This window comes from Pseudomonas sp. GQ91 (assembly GCF_059758795.1).
In genome coordinates this window covers 165428-191117 of sequence record NZ_JCAXED010000007.1, presented here as the reverse complement: position 1 = coordinate 191117, position 25690 = coordinate 165428, and the positions used below count along the sequence as shown (strand labels likewise).

Below are 25690 nucleotides of genomic sequence, written 5' to 3'. Positions count from 1 at the left end.
GCTGCGTTATCGTTGGCATTCTTCGCGAGCACGCTCGCGCCTACAGAGGATTGAATTGCCCATGTCCGTGCCCAGCATGACGTTGTTCCACAATCCCGCTTCACCGTTTGTGCGCAAAGTTCTGGTGCTGCTGCACGAGACCGGCCAGCAAGACCGCGTGACCCTGCAGACCGTATTGCTCACTCCGGTCAACCCGGTTGCCGCGCTGAACGAGAACAACCCGGTGGGCAAGATTCCGGCCTTGCGCCTGGCCGATGGCACTGTACTGCACGACAGTCGGGTGATCCTCGATTACTTCGACCATCAACATGTCGGCAACCCGTTGATCCCACGTGACGGCTCGGCCCGCTGGCGGCGCCTGACATTGGCGTCGATGGCTGACGGGATCATGGACGCAGCCGTGCTGATCCGCTATGAAACCGCCCTGCGCCCGCCCGAAAAACACTGGGACAGCTGGCTGCAAGAGCAGCGCAACAAGATTCAGCGCGCCGTCGCCGAATTTGAAGCGCACGCCATTGCCGAACTGACCAGCCATTTCGACGTCGCCGCCATCAGCGTCGCCTGCGCCTTGGGTTACCTGGACTTCCGTCACCCGGACCTGCCATGGCGCTCGGCCAACCCCAAGCTCGCGGCATGGTATGCAGAGGTCAGTCAACGCCCTTCGATGCAGGCAACCCAACCCCCCGCCTGATTCATGGGACAAGATGCTTCTGTTGGGGAATGAGACTTTCCCTGTGAAAAGGCTTGCCCTGTGCTGAGGAGTGCTTGTCCTGTCGCGGAGCTTGTCCTGTGGCGAGGCTTGTCCTGTGGCGAGGGGGCTTGTCCCCCGTTGGGCTGCGCAGCAGCCCCAAGCACTCAAGCAGCATGCGGTGTATCAGGCATTCCTCAGTGGCAGGTTTTGGGGCTGCTGCGCAGCCCAACGGGGGACAAGCCCCCTCGCCACAGGATAAGCACCCTTGCCGCAGGGAAAACCTTCTTCCACAGGCCGCCCCACCGGAAACAGCGCGTTGATTCTGCTGATCAATCGCACTGCCATCCGCCGATCCTCGCGCAGCCCGATCATTGCGCCGCCTCCAGGTCAAACTCCAGCGGTGCGGCGGTCTTGCGTTTGCCCACGCCGTACCAGTCGAGTTTGCGCGTCAGCACCATCACCGTACCCAACAGGCCGAACAACAGCAGCGAGCCCATCAGCAGCGCGTAGTCCTCGGCGCTCAACAACCCGTACAGCAGGCCATACAACGCCGCCAGGCCCGCCGAGAACCCCACGCCATGGACGACGCTGCGCAGCACGTGGCAGACATAAAAGCCAATCAACAACACGCAGGCGCTGGCCGATATCAGGTACGCCAGGGCGAAGCCGATGTGTTCGGACAATGACAACAGCAGCAGGTAGAAAAACGCCAGGGCCACCCCGACCAACGCGTACTGGATCGGGTGTACCGCGAGGCTCTTGAGCACCTCGAAGAGGAAAAATCCGGCAAATGTCAGGGTGATAAACAGCAGCGCATATTTGATCGCCCGATCGCTCTTGAGGTACTGGTCCACCGGGTCGATAAAGTTCACGCCAAAACTGCGGCCATTGAAGTCTTCACAGCCGCGTTCCGACAGGCAACCGCGCAAGGCCTCTTCCAGGTTGGTGGAGAAAAACGAGGTTTGCCAGTTCGCGCTAAAGCCTTGATCAGTGATTTCACGCTGGACCGGCAGGAAGTTGCCGATAAAACTGGGATGCGGCCAGTTGGACGTCAGCTTGACCTGACTGGTCTTGCCCACGGGCAGCACCTGCAACTGCTCGGTACCTTGCAGGCGCAGGTCGAAGGCGAAGTCCAGCGGCACCGGTTTTTTGCTGTCGAGGGCCGGCAACAGCACACTCACGCCCTCGCCCAACCACGCCACTTGAGTCCCCGGCGAAAACGCCAGGCGCTGGCTGCCCAGCTCTAGTGTCAGGGCATTTTCGATGCCGCGAATATCGCTGATACCCACCGCCAGAAATGCCGGGTCAAACTGGTAGTCGGCAAAGTTGTCCTTGATACCCAACTGCTCCGGCAACACAAAGCGCCCGCTGATGCGGTTATCCGCATGGAACAGCCGCGCCTGATAAATCCCCCGTGCCCGCAGTTCGGTTTGCACCTGGCCGTCGAGTTCGAAAAGCTCCGGCAGGAAATACAGTCGACCGTGCACCTCGCGGGTTTGCTCATAGCGCTTGTTGAGTTTTTCGTTGAGTTTCCACTCACGCACGGTCTTGCGATACGGCACGACCATCACCGGCCCGCTCACCTGCTGGCTGTAGCTGGAGCTGCGGGCAATGTCCATCAATACACCGTCACGCAGTTGCTGGCGTTCATCGATGATGCCGTCGATCATCAACAACGGAATCAGCAATAGCAGGATCAGCAGCGCAATCGCGCCCAGTTTGAATAGCAGGCTGCGGTTCATGGGTCTCTCCCTGTTTTGATGAGGAAGAGTCTGAGGGCCGACTGTGGGTGGTTTATGAGGGCAATGTGGAGACTGTGTGGAGATGCAGTACCACCTGCACGCCACCGGGCACATTGCCAATCTGCAACGAGCCGCCATGCAACTTCATGACTTCTTCGACAAAGTTCAGGCCCAGCCCGGTGCTCTTGCGGCCATTGGCCGGACGCGGCAAGGAATAGAAACGCTCGGTCAAGCGCGGCAAGGCATACTCGGGAATCGCTTCGGCCTGATTGAACAGGCTGACCTGCACCGCGTTGCGTTGTACCGCGGCGCTGAAGCGCAAGGTGCCGCCGGGCGGGGTGAAGTCCAAAGCGTTTTCCAGCAGATTACCCAGGGCCTGGCGCAGCAGGAAGGGTTCACCGAACAACTTCACATCGGCATCGATCAAGCGCTCGATGTGCAAGCCGGCCTGCTCGATCCGCGCACACTGGGCCTTGAGCACCTCATCCACCAAAGCCACCAACGGCACCGGGGCTTGCTGTTCCAGGCCCTGGCGTTGCTCGACCTGGGCCAGATTCAACAGACGCTCGATCAACTGCTGCAAACGCGCACTTTCACTGGCGATATTGCCGACAAACCGCTGCTGCTGGGTCGGGGTCATCTGCCCTTGCAGCAGCTCCGCCGCGCCGCGAATCGCCGCCAGCGGGCTTTTCAGTTCGTGGGTCAGGGTATGCACATAACGTTCGACGTAAGCCTTACCCTCCAGTTGCGTGCGCATGTGTTCCACAGCCGTGGACAGTTGTTCAAGCTCGCCGCCGCGGTAATGCGGCAACTCGGCACGCCGCCCTTCACTGACCGCCTGTGCATAGCTGGTCAGGCGCCGCAGCGCGACACTCAGCCACCACGACAACACCGCCCCCAGCAGCAACCCCAGCGCCACCAGCCCGGCGCCGTACCACAGCAAGCGGCGTTCGGTGCGATCGACATACGGTTGCAGCGAACTGTTGGGCTTGGCCACCGTGACCACCCCGATAATCTGCCCGTTATCGCGGATCGGCGCCCCCACGTGCATCACGGATGAAGCGGGATCTGCGGCATTGCTGCGGGTCGAACGCGCCCCATACTCACCGCGCAGGGTCAGGTAGACATCATTCCATTTCGAATAATCCTGGCCCAGCGCTTCAGCGCTGGAATCGAGCAGCACGATGCCCTTGGCGTCGGTGACATAGATACGGTGGTTGACCTGATTTTTCGCCAGGCCCCAAATGGTCGCGCCCGGCCGCCGGTCGCCGTAGGACTTGAGCACGCTCGGCCAATGGCTTTGTCCGAGGGTGCCGTTCTTGACGTCATCGCGCAGGACTTCCGCCAGCAGGTTGGCGGTGTCCACCAGGGTTTCTTCGGTGGACTGACGCACGCCGGGGCGAATTTCCTTCATCACCGTGCTGAGCACAAAATAGCCGGTCAGACCGATAAACAGCGCGTACACCAGGAAAATCCGCAGTCCCAGACGCATCAGGCGTGACTCGGGCTGTAGCTGTAACCCAGGCCACGGTGAGTCTGGATCGGCTCGGCATCCAGGGCGACTGCGCGCAACTTGCTGCGCAGGCTTTTGATGTGACTATCGATATTGCGCTCGTAACCGGCATCGGCGGGCACGCCCACCGCGTCCAGCAGCTGCTCGCGACTGAACACCCGTTCGGGCTGCTCCAACAGGCAGTTGAGCAAGCGAAATTCATGACGGGTGAGGTTCAGGGGCTGGCCGCGGTACTGAATCTGGACCCGCTCGGGGTCCACCAGGAACACGCCGCCGCTGGCGGGGCTCGCAGCGGGCGCCACACGTTTGAGGATCGCCTTGACCCGCGCCGCCACTTCCCGTGGGCTGAAGGGTTTGACCACATAGTCGTCGGCACCGATCTCCAGGCCCACCACGCGATCGATTTCCGCGTCCCGGGCACTGAGGAACATCACCGGCACTTCGGTGAAGCGGCGCAGTTGCTTGCAGGTTTCAAAACCGCTGATATCCGGCAAGCCGATGTCGAGGATGATCAGGTCGGCGGGTGTCTGGCGCTGGTGCTCCAGCGCGACCTGGCCAAGGGTCAGCCAGGTGGTGGTGAAGCCTTCACCCTGCAGGGCAAATATCAGCGTATCGGCTATTGCCGCTTCGTCTTCGACAATCAGGATATGAGGCATGGCATCCGAGCACAGGGAAAGCAAAGGTGAACGGTGCCCCATGCCTCATTGCGCGTCAATCAGCAGTCGGGCTTGTCGGCTGTGTAACGACGGGCCGGGTTCACGGCAGCATCGAATTCACGCAACGCCTTGGCGCCGATCAACAGCGGGTAGTTGAAGCTGCTGCGGTCGGTGAGGTTGACCTCCACCGTGCGCTTGACGTTGCCCAGGCACATCTGCAGTTCCACCACTGGGCGCTTGGCCACGCTGGCCTCATCCTTGTCATCGTCTTCGTCGGCGCGGTTCTTGATCTTGCTGATGCGCGCCACCTTGTGCTCATACACTTTGTTGCTCTCGGCCTTGTCACCGAGGCGGAAACGCACCCAGTCCTCGCCGTCGCGAGTGAAGGTCTCAATGTCGCGGGCCGACAGCGAAGCGGTCAAGGCGCCGGTGTCCATCTTGGCCTTGAAGGTTTCACCGAATTCCGGCAACTGAATGTATTCGTAGCGCCCGTAAAGGGTCGGCTCGGCGGCCATGATCGGCAGGGCGACGAGGGATAACAGGGCAAGGAGGGATTTCACGTGGCAGGTTTCCTTGAGGTAAGTAGGCGAATACTAGACTGCAAACACAGCCCAAAGTTGGATCGTTGCCCAGCATACGCAATACAAAGTGAAACATTCGTCAGGCGATTTGCGATTTGGTCTCTAGACTGAAGCTGCTTATCATGGCCCGCCCAATCGTTTTCAAGAGTTGCTTATGCGCCGCCTGCTCACCGGCTGTTTCGTCACACTGCTGCTGTTACTCAACACGCTGATCCTGATCGGCCCTTTGCTGGTGTTCGCCCTGCTCAAGCTGGTGGCGCCCGGTCGCTACCGCGACCAAGCCTCGGGAGCAGTGATGTGGATCGCCGAAACCTGGGCCGAAATCGACAAGCTGATCTTCGCCCTGTGCATCCCCACCGCGTGGGATATCCGCGGTGGCGAAGACCTGCGCCGCGATACTTCGTACCTGGTGATCAGCAACCATCAGTCCTGGGTCGACATCCCGGCGCTGATCCAGACCCTCAACCGGCGCACGCCGTTCTTCAAGTTCTTCCTGAAAAAGGAGCTGATCTGGGTGCCGTTCCTGGGGTTGGCCTGGTGGGCCCTGGATTACCCGTTCATGAAGCGCTACACCAAGGCGTTCCTGGCGAAAAATCCGCAGCTGGCGGGCCAGGACCTGAAAATCACCCAACAAGCCTGCGAGCTGTTCAAGCGCCAGCCAGTCACCGTGGTCAATTACCTGGAAGGCACGCGTTTTAGCGACGCCAAGCACGCACAGCAGAATTCGCCGTTCACTCGCCTGCTCAAGCCCAAGGCCGGCGGCGTAGCATTCGTCCTGGCGGCGATGGGCGAACAGTTGGATGCAATCCTCGACGTCACCGTGGTGTATCCACAGGACAGGATTCCGGGTTTCTGGGACCTGATCAGCGGCGCGGTGCCCCGCGTGATCGTGGATATCCGCACCCGCGAGCTGGACCCGGCATTGTGGCAGGGGGATTACGAGAACGATCCGGCGTTTCGCCAGACCGTCCAGAACTGGGTCAACCAGCTCTGGATGGAGAAGGATGCGCGCATCGACGCGCTGCGCGCGGGGCGCCCTTAGCTGCCGGTACCCCAGGCCTGGGCCAGTTTGCCGAGCAGGGAACTGTCGGCACCCTGTCCGCCCAGGTACTGCAGGATCACCGGGGCAAACTGACCGATCATGCCACTGTCCATGCCCAGCGCGCTGAACGCAGTGTTCAGGTCGCTGGTGGTCTTCACGTTGCCCAACAGACCGTCGAGACCCGAGGTCTTGCTGCCGCCATTCTGGCCGAGCATGCCACTCAGCGCCCCGAGGCTGTCCAACGAGTTGCCGCCAGACAGCTTGTCCAGGCCAGGCACGCTTTTGCTCAGTTGCGAATAATCACCAGCGCCCAACTGATTCTTGGCCAACCCCAGCATCGCGCCGGTCCCGCCGACAGCTTGCTCGGGCGTGATATTCAACTGCGAGGTCAACGCGCTGAGCAAACCAGCGGTTTCGGACGTGGGGGCCGCGGCGGCGGCCTTGTTGCCGCCCTGCATGCCGGAGATCGCATTGGCCGCGTCACCCAGACTGAAACCGGCTGCCAGCACCGGACCGGCTGCCAGGCTCATCAGGCAGGAAAGGGCCAAACCGCGTGAAATTTTCATCGAGACAACCTCTGAATTCAGGAGCCACACCCCACATGCGGGTAGGCAGAAGCACGCATTTGACCGGGACCTTGCGGGGATTGTTCCGTGGCTGAAGGCACCTGCAGATTTGTTCAGGAACACTGCTCTTTCAACGAAAACGGCTCCAGGCAAGGCGATTTGACATCACCCGCCCCCGTAATCATTGCGCCAACTCCGGAACCTGGCGCTGTTCTCAGGGTCAATTTCACTACTGAGAATGCCCCTAGCAGTTAAAGCAAAGAGCCATTACTGGCCGCTGCGCATTGCACTCAACCACTGTCAGGAAAAGCCTTATGACACACGTGATTGACCACAAACCCAGCTTCTGGACCCGTCCACGCTTGTTCGTTGGCGTTTGCGCCGTGGTGATCGCCGGTATCGGTGGCGCGCTCTACACCCAGGACGGCGTCAAGTCCGCGGCAACCCTGGTAACCACCACTCAGCAGCCCGCCGCGCAAATCATGGCCCACAAGGATTACCTGGAGGTTGAACCGATTGCGTCCACCGCGCCGGAACCGGACCGCAGCCTCGAACTGTGGGCCCTTCCCGCCGGCGGCACACCGGTCTCCCTGGGCCTGTTGCCGGAAGACGGCAAAGGCATCATCGGCCTCAACCCCCGCCAGCAGGAAACCATCAGCAAGCCGGTGGAACTGATGGTCAGCTCGGAAAGCAAGGGTGGCTCGCTGAGCAAACAACCGACGGGCCCGACGGTCTATCAAGGCGCGCTGGCCGCTCGCTGAACGCCTGACACCGCACAAAAAAGGGCGACCCGAGGGTCGCCCTTTCATTTGCCCGAGATTCAGGCAGCGCTGAACAGTTTGTGCGGGTCGATCACGAATTTCTTCGGTACGCCAGCATCGAACTCGCCGTAGCCACGCGGGGCATCGTCCAGGCTGATGACCTGTACTCCGACGATTTCGGCGATGTTGATGCGGTCCCACATGATCGCCTGCATCAGCTGGCGGTTGTACTTCATCACCGGCGTCTGGCCGGTGTGGAAGCTGTGGGACTTGGCCCAGCCGAGGCCGAAGCGGATGCTCAGGCTGCCCATTTTCGCGGCGGCGTCCACAGCACCTGGATCTTCGGTAACGTACAGGCCGGGAATACCGATCTTGCCCGCCACGCGCACCACGCCCATCAGCGAGTTGAGCACGGTGGCCGGCGCTTCGGCCTTGACGCCGTCGTGGCCGTGGCCGCGCGCTTCGAAGCCCACGCAGTCGACGGCACAGTCGACTTCAGGCTCGCCCAGCAGGGCCGCGATTTGTTCGTGCAGGGGCGTGTCGGTGGACAGGTCGACCACTTCAAAGCCTTGCGCCTTGGCGTGGGCCAGGCGGATCGAGTTGACGTCGCCGACGATCACCACCGCCGCGCCCAGCAGGCGTGCGGAAGCGGCGGCCGCCAGGCCGACCGGACCGGCACCGGCGATGTAGACGGTGCTGCCCGGCCCGACGCCCGCCGTCACCGCACCGTGATAACCGGTCGGCAGAATGTCGGAGAGGCAGGTCAGGTCGCGGATTTTTTCCATGGCCTTGTCGCGGTCCGGCAGCTTCAGCAGGTTGAAGTCAGCGTACGGCACCAGCACGTACTCGGCCTGGCCGCCGGTCCAGTCGCCCATGTCGACATAACCGTACGCGCCACCGGCACGGGCCGGGTTGACGCTCAGGCAGACGCCGGTGTGCTGTTCCTTGCAAGAACGGCAGCGGCCGCACGCGACGTTGAACGGCACCGACACCAGATCACCGATTTTCAGGTTCTCGACGTCACTGCCCTTCTCGATCACTTCACCGGTGATTTCGTGACCCAGCACCAGGCCGGTCTGGGCGGTGGTACGGCCGCGCACCATGTGCTGGTCGGAGCCGCAGATGTTAGTGGAAACCACGCGCAAGATGACGCCGTGCTCAATCTTCCTGCCACGGGGGTCCTGCATTTTGGGATAGTCGATTTTCTGTACTTCGACCTGGCCATTGCCGAGATACACGACACCACGATTACCAGACATGTCAGTCACCTCTGTATTTGTTGTTGGAACGAGAGTGGAATGAGCTTCAAGCGGCAAGTTGCAAGCCGCGAGAAGTGTGCAGTACCGCTTTTTCTTGCGGCTTGAAGCTTGCAGCTTGCCACTAAAGAACGACCGTCCTGTTAGCGTTCAGAAATACACGTTTTTCGATGTGATAACCCACGGCGCGGGCCAAGGTGAGCCCTTCGATATCCCGCCCCTTGGCAATCAGGTCCTCGGGGTAGTGACTATGGTCCACCACCTCGACGCCCTGGGCGATGATCGGACCTTCGTCCAGGTCGTTGTTGATGTAATGCGCGGTGGCGCCCACCAGTTTCACCCCCTTGTTATAGGCCTGGTGATACGGCTTCGCGCCCTTGAACCCCGGCAACAACGAGTGGTGGATATTGATCGCTTTGCCATCCAGCTTGCGGCACAGCTCCGGCGACAGCACTTGCATATAACGCGCAAGGATCACCAGCTCGGCGCCGGTGTCTTCAACCACTTGCCATACCTGACGCTCCTGGGACGGTTTGTCGTTGGGGTCGAGGGGGAAATGGTAGTAGGGAATCTGATGCCAGTCGGCCAAAGGCTTGAGATCGGGGTGATTGGAGACCACCGCAACCACATCCATCGACAGTTGACCGATACGCTGGCGGTAGAGCAAGTCGTTCAGGCAGTGATCGGCCTTGGAGACCATGATCACGACTTTTGGCCGATAGTTCGGCGCCACAAGTTCGAAGATCATGCCAAAGGCTTCGCCACGGCTGGTTAAGCCATCGCGGAACGCCTGTTCGTCGAAACCGTCCGGTTGGCGAAACTCTACCCGGATGAAAAAACGGCCCGAGAGCCGGTCATCGAAGGAGTGGTGCTCAGTGACGTAGCAACCCTGTTCGAACAGGTAGCGAGTGACCGCGTCCACCGTGCCGAGCACGCTGGGGCAGTCGGCGGTCAAAATCCATGTATCGGGTGCGCGGCTCATGGTGCGGTGGCTCCTTTAATACGGTGGGTGTCAGGGGGATCGCCCCTCACCCTAACCCTCTCCCCAAAGGGGAGAGGGAACTGACCGAGGTGTTCAGTCTTTATGCTGCGACCTGCAATATCGAGTCGGACTCAAACCTGGAGAACGACCGGGATCAGCCCCCTCTCCCCTTCGGGGAGAGGGTTGGGGTGAGGGGTTGGCTCTCAGGCTTGGACGCTCAGGCCATACTCGGCCGATGCATCCTGCAACCACAACCACCAGTAATCCGAGAAACTGCGCCGGATCAACAGCTCCCAGGTATCTTCGGCGGTATGCCGGATCACCAGTTGCGACTTGGCGAACACCGTGCCGACGGCCTTGCCCACCGGGAAATTCGTCGGATGCACGTCATAGCTGGTGGACTTCATCAGCACATCACGCACATTCGAGCCACTCAGTTCGAGGATCTGCTGGCCGCCGCTGACATTGACGATCTGGATATGCAGATCCCCCAGTGCCTCACGCAGATTTTTCTCGGCGGCAAACTCTTCGCCGCTCGGCACGATCAACAGCCACTCATCCGGGCCAAGCCATTGCAGGCTGGTTTCGCCCTTGACGATGACCGCCAAGGCGCCCGGCAACTCGATGCCCAGCGCTTTGTGGATGCCGGCGGCAAACGCCGCGTCATGCCCGTCGCCACGAATGGTCAGGTGGCCGAGGAGTTTCTTTTCACGCACGGTCACGCCGGCGTTTTTGCGCCCCTTGCCCGCGAGGCTGGCGAGGTCGGCATGGTGCAGCGACGACTCGGCCTTGGCGTCGGTGGTGGGGCGTTGTTGGTACACATTGGCTGCTGTCATAGAGCACCTGTTCTGAATTCTGTGGTGAATCTACTGCCGCCTTCGCGAGCAAGCCCGCTCCCACAGGGAAAACGCATTCCAACTGTGGGAGCTGGCTTGCCTGCGATGCAGGCGACTCGGTCCATCAGATGTTCTGGCGTTCGCCTTTCGGGTCAAAGAACACCGAAGACACAATCTCCGCCTCGATCACACTGCCATCCGCCAACGGTGAGAAAACCCGCTCACCGATACGCTTCAAGCCGCCCTTGACCACGCCCATGGCAAACGAATAGCCGAGGGAGTTGTGGGCATAACTTGAGGTGACGTGGCCGACCATCTTCATCGGGATTGTCTGTTTGGCGTCGAACACCAACTGCGCGCCTTCCGGCAACCACACCTTCGGATCGATCGGCTTCAGGCCCACCAGTTGCTTGCGCTCTTCACGCACGCAGTCTTCGCGGTTCATCCCGCGCCAGCCGATCCACGAGAACGGCTTGGTACGCCCGACGCACCAGCCCATGTTCAGGTCGTCCGGGGTCATCGAACCGTCAGTGTCTTGCCCGACGATGATGAAGCCCTTCTCGGCCCGCAGCACGTGCATGGTCTCGGTGCCGTACGGGGTCAGGTTGTACTTTTTGCCGGCCTCGACGATCTGTTCCAGCACGCCCATGGCGTAGTCGGCCTGCACGTTGACTTCGTACGACAGCTCGCCGGTAAACGAGATTCGGAACACCCGCGCCGGCACGCCGCCGACCAGACCTTCCTTCCAGGTCATGAACGGGAAACCGTCCTTGTCCAGGTCGATGTCGGTGACTTCACTCAGCAACTTGCGACTGTTGGGGCCGGACAAGGTCATGGTCGCCCAATGGTCGGTGACCGAGGTGAAGTACACCTTGAGGTCCGGCCATTCGGTTTGCTGGTAGATTTCCAGCCACTGCAACACGCGGGCCGCACCGCCGGTGGTGGTGGTCATCAGGAAGTGGTTGTCGGCCAGACAGGCGGTGACGCCGTCGTCGAAAACCATGCCGTCTTCCTTGCACATCAGACCGTAGCGCGCCTTGCCCACGTCAAGCTTGGTCCAGGCGTTGCTGTAGATGCGGTTGAGGAACTCGCGGGCATCCGGGCCCTGGATATCGATCTTGCCGAGGGTCGAGGCATCGAGCAGGCCGACGCTGTCGCGCACCGCCAGGCATTCGCGTTTCACCGCGGCATGCAGGTCTTCACCGTTGCGCGGGAAGTACCAAGGACGTTTCCACTGGCCGACGTCTTCAAACTCGGCGGCGTTTTTCACGTGCCAGGCATGCAACGCGGTGTAGCGCACCGGCTCGAAGATGTGCCCACAGTGGCGGCCCGCTACGGCGCCGAAGGTGACCGGCGTGTAGTTGGGACGAAACATGGTGGTGCCCATCTGCGGGATGGTCACGTTCAGCGAACGGGCGGCAATCGCCAGGCCGTTGACGTTACCCAACTTGCCCTGGTCGGTGCCGAAGCCCAGTGCGGTGTAGCGTTTGACGTGTTCCACCGACTCGAAACCTTCGCGGGTCGCCAGTTCGATGGCGGCGGCGGTCACGTCGTTTTGCAGGTCGACAAATTGCTTCGGCGCCCGTGCGGTAGCTTTTTCGTGAGGCACCTGGAACAGCGCCAGGGTTGGCTCTTCCAGACGGCTCAGGGCTTTGGGCAGCGTGCCCTCGACCGGCGCAAAACCGGCTTCGCTGGCCGCGCGCACGCCGCCTTCAAAACCGTCTGCCAGGGAATCGCCCAGGCCGTAGACGCCATTGATGCCGCCGACGCACACGCGTTTCTGTGGGGCTTCGCCCGGTACAAAACCGAGGATATCTTCACGCCAGGTCGGCTTGCCGCCCAAGTGCGAGGCCAAGTGCACCACCGGGCTGTAGCCTCCGGAACTGGCGACCAGGTCGCAATCCAGCCATTCGCCGGGGCTGGTGACTGTGTGTGCCTTGACGTCGATGGCCGCGATCCGTGCAGCGGTCACGTGTTTGCTGCCACGGGCTTCGATCACTGCGCTGCCGGTAAGGATGCGAATCCCTTTGGCGCGGGCTTCTTCCACCAGCGCGCCGCGCGGGTTGGGACGCGCGTCAGCCACCGCGACCACTTGCAGGCCGGCATCGAACCAGTCCAGCGCAACGCGATAGGCGTGATCGTTGTTGGTCGACAACACCAGCTTCTTGCCCGGCGCCACGCCGTAGCGGCGCACATAGGTGGAAACCGCACCCGCCAGCATGTTGCCCGGTACGTCGTTGTTGCCATACACCAGCGGACGCTCGCACGCCCCGGTCGCCAGCACCACACGCTTGGCGCGTACCCGGTTGATACGTTGGCGCACCTGGCCAATCGGCGCACGATCACCGAGGTGGTCGGTCAGGCGTTCGTGAATGGTCAGGAAGTTATGGTCGTGGTAACCGTTGACCGTGGCGCGTGGCAGCAGCACCACGTCCGGCAAGGCTTTCAGTTCGGCAACGACACTCGCGACCCACTCGGCAGCCGGCTTGCCGTCGAGGCTTTCGCGGGAATCGAGCAGCGTGCCGCCGAACTCTTCCTGCTCATCGGCGATGATCACGCGGGCGCCGCTGCGCGCGGCCGCCAATGCAGCGGCCAGCCCCGCAGGACCTGCGCCGACGACCAGCACGTCGCAATGACGGTTGAGGTTATCGTAGGTGTCCGGATCGTTTTCGGTCGGCGAACGGCCAAGACCGGCAGCTTTACGAATGTACTTTTCGTAGGTCATCCAGAACGATTGCGGGTACATGAAGGTTTTGTAGTAGAACCCCGGCGGCATCAGCTTGCCGCCGACCTTGCCGAGAATACCCATCATGTCGTTATTGACGCTCGGCCAGCCGTTGGTGCTGGTGGCGACGAGGCCTTGGTACAGCGCCTGTTGCGTGGCGCGCACATTGGGAATCTGCGTGGCTTCGGTGGCACCGATCTGCAGCACCGCGTTCGGCTCTTCGGCGCCGGCGGCGTAGATGCCGCGTGGACGCGAGTACTTGAAGCTGCGACCGATGATATCGACGCCATTGGCCAGCAAGGCGGCGGCCAGCGTGTCGCCTTCATAGCCTTTGTAGCTCTGGCCGTTGAACGTGAACGTGAGGACTTTATTCCGGTCGATCCGGCCGCCGTTGGACAGGCGATTGATCTGGCTCATACCTTCTCTCCAGAAGCCTTGGCGGTGAATTGCGGCTTGGCGCCAATCTTGTAGGTTTCAAGAATCTCGTAGGTCACGGTGTCGCGGGTGGCGTTGAAGTACTGGCGGCAACCGGCGGCATGGATCCACAACTCATGGTGCAGGCCACGAGGGTTATCGCGGAAGAACATGTAGTCGCCCCACTCTTCGTCGGTGCAGGCATTCGGGTCCAGAGGGCGCGGGATGTGCGCCTGGCCAGAGGCATGGAATTCCTCTTCGGAGCGCAGCTCGCCACAATGAGGACAGAAGATATGCAACATAGGAATTTCTCCTGTTAGTGGGCGACGGCCGCAGCGCCGTGTTCGTCGATCAACGCACCGTTGTGGAAACGGTCGATGGAGAAAGGTGCGGCCAGCGGGTGCATTTCACCCTTGGCCAGGCTGGCGGCAAACACGTTGCCCGAGCCCGGAGTGGCCTTGAAGCCACCGGTGCCCCAACCGCAGTTGAAAAACATGTTCGGCACCGGGGTCTTGGAGATGATCGGGCAGGCGTCCGGCGTGGTGTCGACGATGCCGCCCCATTGGCGGTTCATGCGCACCCGCGAGAGCACCGGGAACATCTCGACGATGGCCTGCACGGTGTGCTCGATCACCGGGTACGAGCCGCGCTGGCCGTAGCCGTTGTAGCCATCGATACCGGCGCCGATCACCAGGTCGCCCTTGTCGGACTGGCTGATGTAGCCGTGTACGGCGTTGGACATGATCACGCTGTCGATGATCGGTTTGATCGGCTCCGACACCAGCGCTTGCAGCGGGTGGGATTCGATCGGCAGGCGGAAGCCCGCAAGCCCCGCCATATGCCCGGAGTTACCGGCCGTCACCACACCGACGCGCTTGGCGCCGATAAAGCCTTTGTTGGTTTCCACGCCGATGCACACGCCGTTTTCCTTGCGGAAACCGATCACTTCGGTCTGCTGGATCAAGTCCACGCCGAGTGCGTCGGCGGCGCGGGCAAAACCCCAGGCCACGGCATCGTGACGGGCCACGCCGCCACGCCGTTGCACGGTGGCGCCAAGAACCGGGTAGCGGGTGTTTTTCGAGCAGTCGAGGTACGGAATCTCATCGGCCACTTGCTGGGCATTGAGCAGTTCGCCGTCCACGCCGTTGAGGCGGTTGGCGCTGACGCGGCGCTCGGAATCGCGGATGTCCTGCAGGGTATGGCACAGGTTGTAGACGCCACGCTGGGAGAACATCACGTTGTAGTTCAAGTCCTGGGACAGGCCTTCCCAGAGTTTCATCGCGTGTTCGTAAAGGTGCGCCGACTCGTCCCACAGGTAGTTGGAACGCACGATCGTGGTATTACGCGCAGTGTTGCCACCGCCCAGCCAGCCCTTCTCGACCACGGCCACGTTGGTGATGCCGTGCTCTTTCGCCAGGTAGTACGCCGTCGCCAGACCATGCCCGCCACCGCCGACGATGACCACGTCGTAGAGCTTTTTCGGCGTGGGCGTGCGCCACATGCGCTGCCAGTTTTCGTGATGGCTGAGTGAGTGCTTGAAGAGGCCGAAGCCCGAGTAGCGTTGCATAGTCATTACTCCAAAACCGCGCTCAGCGATAAACCGGGAAATCAGCGCACAGGGCGGACACATGCTTGGCCACGTTGGCCTCGACATCAGCGTCGCCGAGGTTGTCGAGGATGTCGCAGATCCAGCCTGCCAACTCGGTGCACTGCGGCACTTTGAAACCGCGCGTGGTCACCGCCGGGGTGCCGATGCGCAGACCCGACGTCACGAACGGCGACTGTGGATCATTCGGCACCGCGTTCTTGTTGACGGTGATATGCGCGCGACCCAGGGCGGCGTCCGCCTCTTTGCCGGTGAGGCCCTGACGGATCAGGCTGACCAGGAACAGGTGATTATCGGTACCGCCGGACACTACATCGTAGCCGCGTTTGATAAACACGCCGGCCATGGCCTGGGCGTTGTCGATCACCTGCTGCTGATACGCCTTGAAGCCAGGCTCCTGCGCTTCCTTGAAGCACACTGCCTTGCCAGCGATCACGTGCATCAACGGGCCGCCCTGGGCACCGGGGAATACGGCAGCGTTGAGTTTCTTTTCAATCTCTTCGTTGGCCTTGGCCAGGATCAGCCCGCCACGCGGACCGCGCAGGGTCTTGTGGGTGGTGGTGGTGACCACATCGGCGTACGGCAGCGGGTTCGGGTACAGGCCGGCGGCGACCAGGCCGGCGACGTGGGCCATGTCGACGAACAACAGCGCACCGACCTTGTCGGCAATCTGACGGAAGCGCGGGAAATCCAGGGTTTTCGAGTAGGCAGAGAAGCCCGCGACCAACATCTTCGGCTTGTGCTCGACGGCCAGGCGCTCGACTTCGTCGTAATCGATCAGGCCGGTGTCGGTGTTGATCCCGTATTGCACGGCGTTGTACAGCTTGCCCGAGGACGACACCTTGGCGCCGTGGGTCAAGTGCCCGCCGTGAGCCAGACTCATGCCGAGAATGGTGTCACCGGCGTTCAACAGTGCCAGGTATACCGCGCTGTTGGCGGAGGAACCGGAATGCGGCTGGACGTTGGCGTAATCGGCACCGAACAGCTGCTTGGCACGCTCGATGGCCAGGGCTTCGACCTTGTCCACGTGCTCGCAACCACCGTAATAACGCTTGCCCGGATAACCTTCAGCGTACTTGTTGGTGAGGCCGCTGCCTTGAGCCTCCATCACGCGCTTGCTGGTGTAGTTCTCTGACGCGATCAGCTCGATATGATCTTCCTGACGCTGTTCCTCGGCATTCATCGCCGCCAACAGTGCGTCGTCATATCCTTGGATCTGGTCTTGTTTGCTGAACATCGCGTCTCTCCCAGCCTTTCGTATTGTTGAGGCCCGTGCAGGGCCCTTTGATGCGATGGTAGGGCTGGCTTGAAGAGGTCAAATGCCTACGGGCGCCACGCAAAGGTGCGTTTACGACATTGCACGAGCGCCACAGAAAAAATGTGGGAGCGGGCTTGCTCGCGAAGGCGGCGGGTCAGCCAATACATGTGCTGACTGATGCACCGCTATCGCGAGCAAGCCCGCTCCCACAGGGGGCTAGAGGGTGATTTGGCGGATGAGTAGCAGCAGCAGGAAATGCAGAGGGTAAAGCGCATACGCCCAGCGGCGCATGGCCGGTGGCGAGGCGTTTGCGGCATGTCGCAACAGGACCAGGCCGGCCAGTGGCGCGATCAGGCAAGCGACCAACCCCGACAATGCGACGACGTTGGCACTCTCGAGCAGAACGTGCCATTGGTTGGCGGCCACGCAGACCAGTCCCGGCAACAGGCTGAAATACCATGGCCGACGGAACACCAACAGCATTGCCAGCGGCAGCAATACGCCGAAGAACCCGAACATCAGGTGCGTGGAAAACACAGCCGCCATTGCGACGGCGATCAGCGCCAAACCTCGATCAAAAAGCGTCTTCTGCTGCCATCCCCGGGCAACCAGTAACCCCAGCGCCAGGCTCGGTAACACGTTGAGCGTCGCGGCATCGGCGATGAACATCCGATACGGCACCTCACTGATCACGCTGAACAGCAGCAGCCAACCCAGGTAACGCCATTGAAAGGTCGGCGAGGCATCCTTGACCCGGTGCAGGTTCGCTGCAATCGCCAGGCAAAACCACGGGAACGCCAGGCGGCCCGGTACATACAGCCCGTCAAGACTCAACCCGATATAACGCAGGTGATCCAGCACCATGCACAGCAGTGCCAGCCATTTGAGCAGGTCGAGCGCGCCATCGCGGAGTCGCCTTACAGGAATCGTTTCAGTACCGTGCATAATTCCCCACAGACTTTGCATGAACACTGCGTGCGCACGCTGGATATTCTTGGTTAAAGTGCGCACCAATATCGATCACAGGAACAGGCCATGACTGACAAGAGCCAACAATTCGCCAGCGACAACTATTCCGGTATCTGTCCGGAAGCCTGGGCCGCCATGGAACTCGCCAACCAGGGCCATCAACGTGCGTATGGCGATGATGAATGGACCCATCGCGCCGCCGACGGTTTCCGCAAACTGTTCGAAACCGACTGCGAAGTGTTCTTCGCCTTCAACGGCACCGCGGCCAACTCCCTGGCGCTGTCTTCACTGTGCCAGAGCTACCATAGCGTGATTTGCTCGGAAACCGCCCACGTCGAAACCGACGAATGCGGCGCGCCGGAGTTTTTCTCCAACGGCTCCAAGCTGCTCGTCGCCCGCACCGAAAACGGCAAGCTGACGCCGGAGTCGATCCGCGAGATCGCCCTCAAGCGCCAGGACATTCACTACCCCAAGCCTCGCGTTGTCACCCTGACCCAAGCCACCGAAGTGGGCAGCGTCTACACCCCGGAAGAAATCCGCGCCATCAGCGTGACGTGCAAGGAGCTGGGGTTGAACCTGCATATGGACGGCGCGCGGTTCTCCAACGCCTGCGCGTTCCTCGGCTGTTCACCCGCCGACCTGACCTGGAAAGCCGGCGTCGACGTGCTGTGCTTTGGCGGCACCAAGAACGGCATGGCGGTGGGCGAAGCGATCCTGTTCTTCAACCACAAGCTGGCCGAGGACTTCGACTACCGCTGCAAACAGGCGGGACAGTTGGCCTCGAAAATGCGCTTCCTGTCGGCGCCTTGGGTCGGCCTGCTGGAAAACGACGCCTGGCTCAAACATGCCCGGCATGCCAACCACTGCGCACAGTTGCTCAGCCACCTGGTGGCGGACATTCCGGGAGTTGAGTTGATGTTCCCGGTACAGGCCAACGGCGTGTTCCTGCAACTGTCCGAACCGGCCATCGCCGCGCTGACAGCCAAGGGCTGGCGCTTCTACACCTTTATCGGCAAGGGTGGCGCGCGGTTCATGTGTGCGTGGGACACCGAAGAGGCGCGCGTGCGGGAACTGGCGGCGGATATTCGGGAAGTGATGGGCGCCTGATACCGGCGCGGGCTCCACCTGTGGCGAGGAAGCTCGCCCCAGGTGGCGCCCGCCTATCAGAACTCGATGCGCACGTCGCCCTTCGGCACGCTGCAGCACGACAGGATGTAGCCTTCGGCTTCGTCTTCCTCGGTGATCCCGCCGTTGTGCTCCATCTCCACTTCACCGCCCAGCTTCATCACCTTGCAGGTGCCGCAGATGCCCATGCCGCAGGCTTTGGGGATCAGCAGGCCAAGCTTGGCCGCCGCGGCGTGGACCGTCTCGCCCGGGGCCACGCGAATGCTCTTGCCCGACGAAATGAACTCCACCTGGTGCAGATCCGCCAGGTCGATTTCCGGGGCATCCGCCGCTTGTTCGGCTTGTTCCACCGCATCGGCACGGGCTTCGGCCGGCGTCGCGCCAAACGATTCCTCGTGGTAGCGGCTCATGTCGAAGCCATTGGCTTCCAGCAGGCGCTTGACCGCGTTCATGTACGGCGTGGGGCCGCAGCAGAACACTTCACGCTCAAGGAAGTCCGGCACCATCAGTTCGAGCATTTTCTGGTTCAGATAACCGCGATAACCGGCCCATGGCTCACCCAACCCGTGCTTTTCGCAAATCAGGTGCAGGCTGAAGTTATCGATCCGCGACGCCATGTGTTCCAGCTCGCGGTGGTAAATGATGTCTTTGGGCGTGCGGGCGCTGTGGACAAACACCATGTCGACATTGGCGTTGGTGTCGTAATACCAACGCGCCATGGACATCACCGGTGTGATACCCACGCCACCACTGAGGTACAGCACTTTCGGATTGGTGTAGTCGATGGCATTAAACAGGCCGACCGGCCCGTGCACCGCCAGCTCTTGCCCTTCGTGAAGCGTGTCGTGCAACCAATTGGAGACACGGCCGCCCGGCACGCGCTTGATGGTCACCGAGAAGCTGTAGGGCACCGACGGCGAACTGGAAATGGTGTAGGAGCGCATGATCGGCTGACCTTCGATTTCCAGCTCCAGGGTGACGAACTGCCCAGGCTTGAAGAAGAACAGGATCGGCTGGTCGGCCATGAAGCAAAACGTGCGCACGTCCCAGGTTTCCTGGATGACTTTGACGCAACGGACTATATGACGACCATTGGCCCAGGTCTGGGTAGTGACCGGATTCAGGAAGCTGTTGGACATGCTGTTCTCCACTGCCGTACGTCGGCTTTATGCTGGCGATTCTGCGTAAGGCGAGATTCGTCCATTTACCTGCCAGCGACATTCACATACTTATCGCAACCAGCCCCTATACCACTGGGGTTGCGCGTCGGGAACAGAGTGGGGCATGTCGCTCATGGACAAGGTTGCCGACAACGCCGGGCCCACACTCGCACCCATCAAATACACATTTTTACGCCTTGCAATGCACTAACCGTAGCCACTTATCCCGGCCACACAGAATGGCCTTGAGGACACATACGATGGACGTCACCGCAACCTTAAGCCTCGGCGATCCGCTGGAACCCGCACGCAAGGCCACCGCGCAAATGCTGCAAGAGCGCGAGCGCACCTTTTCCCTGCCCCAGCCGTTTTACTCTGATGAACGGCTGTTTGATATCGACATGCAGGAGATCTTCCAGAAAGAATGGCTGATCGCCGGCATGACCTGCGAAATCCCCGCCAAAGGCAACTACTTGACCCTGCAAGTGGGCAAGAACCCGATCATCGTGATCCGCGGCGCCGAAGGCGTGGTGCACGCGTTCCACAACGTCTGCCGCCATCGCGGTTCACGCTTGTGCACCAGCGACAAGGGCAAGGTCGCCAAGCTGGTCTGCCACTACCACCAGTGGACGTACGAACTGGACGGTCGCCTGTTGTTCGCCGGCACCGAGATGGGCGCCGACTTCGACATGAAGCAATATGGCCTCAAGCCCGTGAACGTGAAGACCGCGGGGGGCTATATTTTCATCAGCCTGGCCGAAAACCCGCCGGCCATCGATGATTTCCTGGCGACGCTGACCCATTACATGGAACCGTACGACATGGAAAACACCAAGGTGGCGGTGCAAACCACCTTGAGGGAACAAGCCAACTGGAAACTGGTGCTGGAAAACAACCGCGAGTGCTACCACTGCAACGCGTCGCACCCCGAGCTGTTGAAAACCCTGCTGGAATGGGACGACGTCACCGACCCGCGCGCCGACCAGGCTTTCAAGGACCACGTGGCCGCCTCCGCCGCCGCCTGGGATGCGGAAAAAATCCCTTACGCCCACGCCAGCTTCGGCCTGCGCAACCGTATCGTGCGCATGCCACTGCTCAAAGGCACTGTGTCGATGACCCTCGACGGCAAGCAAGGCTGCCAGAAGCTCATGGGCCGGATCAAAAACCCGGACCTCGGCTCGATGCGCATCCTGCACCTGCCCCACTCGTGGAACCACTGCATGGGCGATCACATCATCGCCTTTACCGTGTGGCCGATCAGCGCCCAGGAAACCCTGGTCACCACCAAATGGCTGGTCCACAAGGATGCCGTGGAAGGCGTGGATTACGACGTCGAGCGCATGCGCCAGGTATGGGACGCCACTAACGACCAGGACCGACGCCTGGCCGAAGAGAACCAGCGCGGGATCAACTCCACCGCTTACCAGCCCGGGCCGTACTCCAAGACGTACGAGTTTGGCGTGGTGAACTTTGTGGATTGGTACAGCGAACGGATGCTGAACAACCTGGGCGCTGAACCTGCGGCGTACCTCAAAGGCGTCGCGGCTCACGAATAACTGAGCCACCGGCAACCAAAATGTGGGGGCCGGCTTACTTGCGATCGTGGTGTATCAGCCAACTGAGTTGTTGAATGACACTACGCTATCGCGAGCAAGCCCGCTTCCACACGCAGATTTGCGCTGTACAAAAAACATCCAACAATGCGCAGGCCCTCTGATATTCACGCTCCCAGCCTTTACCCAACAACTTATCCACAGAGCCACCCACAGCAATTGTGGGCAACTGCCCTTCTCTCTCGAAATAAAATCAAGAAAATCCGTGACTTATTCAAAAACCGCGTATTTATCCCTGCCTGATCACTTTTTGATCTAAAGCCCTGAAGCCACGGTTCATGTGGGCTGCAGCGGTACGCGAACACCTTATCCACAGAAGCACCAACAGACTTTGGGGGCAACTTTGGCCGACCTGTGGAAAACCTGTTAAAGCCAAGCAGAATCGGGGCTTGGAGGGGATTTAAAGGCTGAATGTACGATATTGATCAGATTTTGACCAAACAAGTAAAAGCCTCTGTCTACGCGGTCTGCAGCGGATAGCAAACATCTTATCCACAGAAGCACCAACAGACTTTGGGGGCAAGTCGAGATCGGGATTTTGCTTTTTCCACAGAAAAACCCGAGTAAAAACCGAAGGTTATGTTGATCAGTTTTCGTACAGTGGGCTGCGGGCCTTTATTTGCCTGGGGTCCAAGGAGCCGCGAACAGGTTATCCACAGATGCGCCAACAGGGATTGTGGGTAACCAGTGATCACAACGTGTTGGTCGCCCTCCAGCGCAGATTAAGACCGTTCTGTAGGACATAGACTTCTGTCGCTAAGGACGCTTCCTTTTCGTCGCTGACGGGCCTGCCTGTGGGCTTGAGAACGGGTCGCGTTCGTCGTCTTATTTCCAGTGCCCTGTTGGCGAACCGGAGAGAAACACGGATGAATAAAGGATATTTCATTGGCCTGGGTGACAAGACCACCTGCGGCGGCGAAGTGCTGGATGGTGATAAAAGAATCAATTTCTATGGCCTGCTTCATGCTTGCGAAGGTGACCGGGTCACCTGTGGCAAGAACGGCGAGACGTATAAGATCCTCGGCGGCATTTCCCACATGAACAGTCATGGCAGGCTTATGGCTGGCACGCTGGACAGCGTCAGCGGTTGCCCTTGCCAAGCCCGACTGATTCCTTCGGTGTCCACGGCCTCCTACAGCAGCCTCAGCGCTGCACCGCGAGCCGCTGAAGCGGCCCCAGCCACTCGTTCTGTGGCGCCGCATCAAGCCAATTTCACCCCTTCGAACACGCCAGCCCCAACGCCATTCACCAGCCTGCAGGGCCAGGAACCGGGTTTCTATATTGCGCCCAAAAGCATGACCCGCGAAGCACTGGAAGCCACGCTGTTCCCGGTGCGCGATCCGGCGGTGATGAGCAAGTTCCAAGCGCTCAATCCGAATGTCGGCGATGTGAAAGCCGGCTCGATGATTGTGCTCAGCGACCCGCACAACATGTCCTGCACCTACCCGGAAGCGCAATTGATGCAGGCCGCGCAACAGGTCCAGGCGTCCCTCGATCCCCTGACACCGGAGGAGGCCGAGTTCATGCTCCGCCACGCGGCTGAAATCGCCAGCTTTAGCGGGCAGACCTCAACCTGGCTTGGCGTCAGCGCGGTGGTGATGGAAAAGCACCTGAGCAACCTGCGCGACACCCTGCAAGCCATGGAGCGCTTGCATCAGGAAAGCTATCGTCAGCACGGCCACCTGAAATCACCGCAGTTCTTCGCCGATCGCCGACACCTGATCAACCAACTGGATGCCCACCTGTTGAACTCCACTCGATTGCGTGGCCAGACAACCTTGGGCGACCACCCGAAGTTGAAAGCGGCGCTGGGCATTTCCAGCAAGAGTCTGGTGCATCACTGGAACAAGGCCGGTGCACCGGGGCAGATTCCGGGCTATGCCACCCATGTGGAAGCGACCAGTCGTGCGGCCAAGTACATGACGGCGGGGGGGTATATCGGTATCGGGATGGGTGGCGTGTCTTCGTTACTGGCGATTCAGCAGGTGTGTAACGGCGATTCTGGAGAGGCGTGTAAGAGGGTCAAGTTTACGGAAGGGGGGAAGTTTGGCGGATCCACCGCTGTTGGTACTTGGGGTGGTAGGGCTGGCCAACTTGCCAGTGGTCCGATCTGCGTGGCGCTTGGTGTTTCTACGGGTATAGGAGGGGTTGTGTGTGTCGCGGCCTTGGTAGGGGCTAGCGCTTGGGTGGGTACAACTCTCGGTGGCATGGGTGGCGAATACATGGGTGAGAAAGTCTACGAGGTTACTCAGCCGTGACGAGTATCGACACTTGGTCTCCCTGGATTGCGATTATTGTCACTGGTGGCCCATTTCTGCTTGGAATATTGAGTACGGCATTCAGTCTGTACCTGAGCCGCTGCCACCTGGACGCCATCAAGGACGCCTTGAAGAACAGCCGTTATATCTATATTTGGGGATCAAGCCTGGGGAAACGAGGTTTGATTTGGTCCCTCTTGGAGATCGCAAAAATCACCCAGATGATTCTTATGCCAAGGTCATCACTCATCATCGGCGAACTGGACCCTGACGATCTCGAAAACTTCCCCCCGAACCTTAAACGGCTATTGAAAATCGACTTTGCGATATTGATTATTGGTTGTGTTTGGGTGGTGATTGTATTTGTGCTGGTGAAGTTCAGGTGACTTGGGGTGGCGGATGGGCAGCCAGTTATACCAGTGGTCCGATTTGCCTGGCGCTTGGCGTTTCTACAGGTATCGGCGGTGTGGTCTGCGTCGCGGCCATAGTGGGGACTGGCGCTTGGGTGGGTACAACTCTCGGTGGCATGGGTGGCGAATACATGGGTGAGAAAGTCTACGAGGTTACTCAACCGTGACGAGTATCGACACTTGGTCTCCCTGGATTGCAATTATTGTCACTGGTGGCCCAGGTTTGCTTGCGGCTACAGGCCTTGCATACAGTTTGTACCTGAGCCACCGTCACCTGGACGCCATCAAGGAGGCCTTGAAGAACAGCCGTTATATCTACCTTTGGGGACCAAGCCTGGGCAAGCGGGGTTTGATTTTGTCGCTTCTGGAAATAGCGAAAATCGCCGGGATGGTTGTGTGGTCGAAGGCGTACATCCGTATGGGAGAGGTGGACTCTGTTGATGTAGAAAATTTCCCCCCTCACCTGAAACGGCGCCTGATCGCAAATATGACCATGATCCTCACTTCCATGGCCTGGATGGCAGGTGTAGCTGTGCTGCTGAAGTTCAAGTGACTGGATTAATTACGACTCCAGATTGAAAGCAATCCTCAGACCTTCGAGTCGTAGCCTGCGGCATCACCGGGGCCGAAGCGGATACCCGGGTATGCCACCCCTATGCAAGTGACCCGCCGTGCCGCCCCGTACATGACCACCGGCAGGCATATCGGTCTCGGGGTTGGCGGGGCGTTATCGTTGCGGGTGCTTAGCGCACCACACCTTCCTCGATCAATAACTTGAGGATCGCCTGGGCCCCCTCTTCCGGACTGACGCCCTTGAGTACTTGCCCACCGCCGCCACTGGCCTTGGCCGTCGCAGCCTTCATCCGGTCAGCGCCGCTTTTGGCCTTGATCACCTTCAGACGCTTAGGCCGGGGCTTGGCCGGTTGCAACACGGCGCCTGTGAATAACTCATCCTCCACCACATGCACCTCGTGGGCCTCCAATACGCCCCGCTGCGCCGGACCGTAGGCACTTTGCCGAGGTTTGGGTGCGGCGTTGTCCACCGTGGCGAGGAACGGCAAGCGCACTTTCAAACGGCGCCGTTGACCGCGTGGCAGGGCTTGCAGCACATGGGCCACGCCGGCATCGATGGATTCCACCTGGGCCAGGCCAACGATCAGCGGCCAACCCAACTGGTCGGCCAGCAGGTACGGCAGCATCCCCGAACCTTCACCGGTTTCCGCCTGGCTGCCGGTGAGGACCACTTGGGTGTCGGAACCGCGCAGATAATCACTGAGCACCGGCAAGGCGTCGGCGCCCTCCGGTTGTTCCAGCACGTACAGTTGGGTAAGCCCCATGCCCAGATAAGCGCGCAGGGTCGGTTCGGCAATATCGCCTGCGTGCAGCACTTGCAGGTTATCCCCAGCCAGTTGCAAACCCAGTTCCACGGCGCGCGCGTCTTGTTCGGCACGGCGCGGCCGGCCGGAGGTCGGGTGGGCGCCGATAGACACCAGGCTGATTACATTGGTCGTCATGGCCATATCCTT

The 25690-nt window shown here is 60.5% G+C and carries 23 protein-coding genes; 8 read left to right on the top strand and 15 right to left on the bottom strand.

What is annotated here, in order from left to right:
* The first annotated feature begins 61 nt into the window (after nt 1-61).
* Nucleotides 62-691: a glutathione S-transferase family protein gene (locus tag AC6CIA_RS12850; protein ID WP_339532026.1), complete on the top strand. Its 630-nt coding sequence runs from the start codon at nt 62-64 to the stop codon at nt 689-691.
* A gap of 368 nt (nt 692-1059) precedes the next feature.
* Here the strand turns inward: AC6CIA_RS12850 and creD are convergent, their stop codons facing one another.
* From creD to rloA2, 4 genes are read right to left on the bottom strand one after another with little or no spacing between them, the layout of a single operon-like run.
* Complete coding sequence (creD, locus tag AC6CIA_RS12845) at nt 1060-2433, bottom strand: cell envelope integrity protein CreD (RefSeq protein ID WP_498312456.1); 1374 nt, start codon at nt 2431-2433, stop codon at nt 1060-1062.
* Between the two features lie 52 nt (nt 2434-2485).
* Nucleotides 2486-3925, bottom strand: coding sequence for a two-component system sensor histidine kinase CreC (gene creC, locus AC6CIA_RS12840; RefSeq protein ID WP_498312454.1), 1440 nt, complete (start codon nt 3923-3925; stop codon nt 2486-2488).
* Nucleotides 3925-4602: a two-component system response regulator CreB gene (creB, locus tag AC6CIA_RS12835; RefSeq protein ID WP_498312452.1), complete on the bottom strand. Its 678-nt coding sequence runs from the start codon at nt 4600-4602 to the stop codon at nt 3925-3927. Before creB ends, creC begins: the two co-directional genes overlap by 1 nt.
* A 59-nt stretch (nt 4603-4661) precedes the next feature.
* Nucleotides 4662-5162 (bottom strand): retropepsin-like aspartic peptidase RloA2, encoded by a 501-nt coding sequence (rloA2, locus tag AC6CIA_RS12830; RefSeq protein WP_498312450.1) that lies wholly within the window; start codon nt 5160-5162, stop codon nt 4662-4664.
* A gap of 175 nt (nt 5163-5337) precedes the next feature.
* On the opposite strand from rloA2, the gene yihG reads away from it, so the two are divergent.
* Nucleotides 5338-6225: a 1-acylglycerol-3-phosphate O-acyltransferase, YihG family gene (yihG, locus tag AC6CIA_RS12825; RefSeq protein ID WP_498312448.1), complete on the top strand. Its 888-nt coding sequence runs from the start codon at nt 5338-5340 to the stop codon at nt 6223-6225.
* Here yihG and AC6CIA_RS12820 read toward each other — a convergent pair.
* Nucleotides 6222-6791 (bottom strand): DUF2780 domain-containing protein, encoded by a 570-nt coding sequence (locus tag AC6CIA_RS12820; protein WP_339532032.1) that lies wholly within the window; start codon nt 6789-6791, stop codon nt 6222-6224. The genes yihG and AC6CIA_RS12820 overlap by 4 nt on opposite strands.
* Nucleotides 6792-7105: 314 nt before the next feature.
* On the opposite strand from AC6CIA_RS12820, the gene AC6CIA_RS12815 reads away from it, so the two are divergent.
* Entirely contained in the window at nt 7106-7552 is a 447-nt protein-coding gene (locus AC6CIA_RS12815) for an anti-sigma factor domain-containing protein (RefSeq protein WP_498312446.1), read from the top strand.
* A 59-nt stretch (nt 7553-7611) separates the two neighbouring features.
* Here the strand turns inward: AC6CIA_RS12815 and fdhA are convergent, their stop codons facing one another.
* From fdhA to AC6CIA_RS12775, 8 genes are all read right to left on the bottom strand, one after another.
* Nucleotides 7612-8811 carry a formaldehyde dehydrogenase, glutathione-independent gene (gene fdhA / locus AC6CIA_RS12810; RefSeq protein WP_339532034.1) on the bottom strand — a complete coding sequence of 400 codons (1200 nt, stop codon included), beginning with the start codon at nt 8809-8811 and terminating at the stop codon, nt 7612-7614.
* Between the two features lie 121 nt (nt 8812-8932).
* Nucleotides 8933-9790, bottom strand: a complete 858-nt coding sequence (gene purU / locus AC6CIA_RS12805; protein ID WP_339532035.1) for a formyltetrahydrofolate deformylase — start codon at nt 9788-9790, stop codon at nt 8933-8935.
* 203 nt (nt 9791-9993) lie between these two features.
* Nucleotides 9994-10626 carry a sarcosine oxidase subunit gamma gene (locus AC6CIA_RS12800; protein WP_498312443.1) on the bottom strand — a complete coding sequence of 211 codons (633 nt, stop codon included), beginning with the start codon at nt 10624-10626 and terminating at the stop codon, nt 9994-9996.
* Between the two features lie 124 nt (nt 10627-10750).
* Entirely contained in the window at nt 10751-13768 is a 3018-nt protein-coding gene (locus AC6CIA_RS12795) for a sarcosine oxidase subunit alpha (protein WP_498312441.1), read from the bottom strand.
* Nucleotides 13765-14067 (bottom strand): sarcosine oxidase subunit delta, encoded by a 303-nt coding sequence (locus tag AC6CIA_RS12790; protein ID WP_084379616.1) that lies wholly within the window; start codon nt 14065-14067, stop codon nt 13765-13767. Before AC6CIA_RS12790 ends, AC6CIA_RS12795 begins: the two co-directional genes overlap by 4 nt.
* Nucleotides 14068-14081: 14 nt before the next feature.
* On the bottom strand, nt 14082-15332 hold the full coding sequence (locus AC6CIA_RS12785; RefSeq protein ID WP_084379617.1) for a sarcosine oxidase subunit beta family protein: 1251 nt from the start codon (nt 15330-15332) through the stop codon (nt 14082-14084).
* Between the two features lie 22 nt (nt 15333-15354).
* The gene (gene glyA, locus AC6CIA_RS12780) at nt 15355-16608 is read right to left on the bottom strand and encodes a serine hydroxymethyltransferase (RefSeq protein ID WP_084379618.1); all 1254 of its coding nucleotides are present in this window, start codon (nt 16606-16608) and stop codon (nt 15355-15357) included.
* A gap of 237 nt (nt 16609-16845) precedes the next feature.
* The gene (locus tag AC6CIA_RS12775; RefSeq protein ID WP_498312437.1) at nt 16846-17574 is read right to left on the bottom strand and encodes a TraX family protein; all 729 of its coding nucleotides are present in this window, start codon (nt 17572-17574) and stop codon (nt 16846-16848) included.
* A gap of 90 nt (nt 17575-17664) precedes the next feature.
* Between AC6CIA_RS12775 and AC6CIA_RS12770 the strand changes: the two genes are divergently transcribed.
* On the top strand, nt 17665-18705 hold the full coding sequence (locus AC6CIA_RS12770) for a threonine aldolase family protein (protein WP_339532039.1): 1041 nt from the start codon (nt 17665-17667) through the stop codon (nt 18703-18705).
* A 56-nt stretch (nt 18706-18761) separates the two neighbouring features.
* Here AC6CIA_RS12770 and gbcB read toward each other — a convergent pair whose 3' ends face one another.
* On the bottom strand, nt 18762-19862 hold the full coding sequence (gbcB, locus tag AC6CIA_RS12765) for a glycine betaine monooxygenase reductase subunit (protein ID WP_084379620.1): 1101 nt from the start codon (nt 19860-19862) through the stop codon (nt 18762-18764).
* Between the two features lie 281 nt (nt 19863-20143).
* On the opposite strand from gbcB, the gene gbca reads away from it, so the two are divergent.
* The 4 genes from gbca to AC6CIA_RS12745 all read left to right on the top strand — a co-directional run bounded on the left by gbca (nt 20144) and on the right by AC6CIA_RS12745 (nt 24717).
* On the top strand, nt 20144-21439 hold the full coding sequence (gene gbca / locus AC6CIA_RS12760; protein WP_339532041.1) for a glycine betaine monooxygenase oxygenase subunit: 1296 nt from the start codon (nt 20144-20146) through the stop codon (nt 21437-21439).
* Between the two features lie 923 nt (nt 21440-22362).
* On the top strand, nt 22363-23754 hold the full coding sequence (locus AC6CIA_RS12755; protein WP_498312434.1) for a PAAR domain-containing protein: 1392 nt from the start codon (nt 22363-22365) through the stop codon (nt 23752-23754).
* Nucleotides 23751-24140 carry a hypothetical protein gene (locus AC6CIA_RS12750; RefSeq protein ID WP_498312432.1) on the top strand — a complete coding sequence of 130 codons (390 nt, stop codon included), beginning with the start codon at nt 23751-23753 and terminating at the stop codon, nt 24138-24140. Before AC6CIA_RS12755 ends, AC6CIA_RS12750 begins: the two co-directional genes overlap by 4 nt.
* Nucleotides 24141-24327: 187 nt before the next feature.
* Nucleotides 24328-24717: a hypothetical protein gene (locus AC6CIA_RS12745; protein WP_498312430.1), complete on the top strand. Its 390-nt coding sequence runs from the start codon at nt 24328-24330 to the stop codon at nt 24715-24717.
* Nucleotides 24718-24907: 190 nt separating this feature from the next.
* Here AC6CIA_RS12745 and etfB read toward each other — a convergent pair whose 3' ends face one another.
* Complete coding sequence (gene etfB, locus AC6CIA_RS12740; protein WP_339528193.1) at nt 24908-25678, bottom strand: electron transfer flavoprotein subunit beta; 771 nt, start codon at nt 25676-25678, stop codon at nt 24908-24910.
* Nucleotides 25679-25690 lie beyond the last annotated feature (12 nt).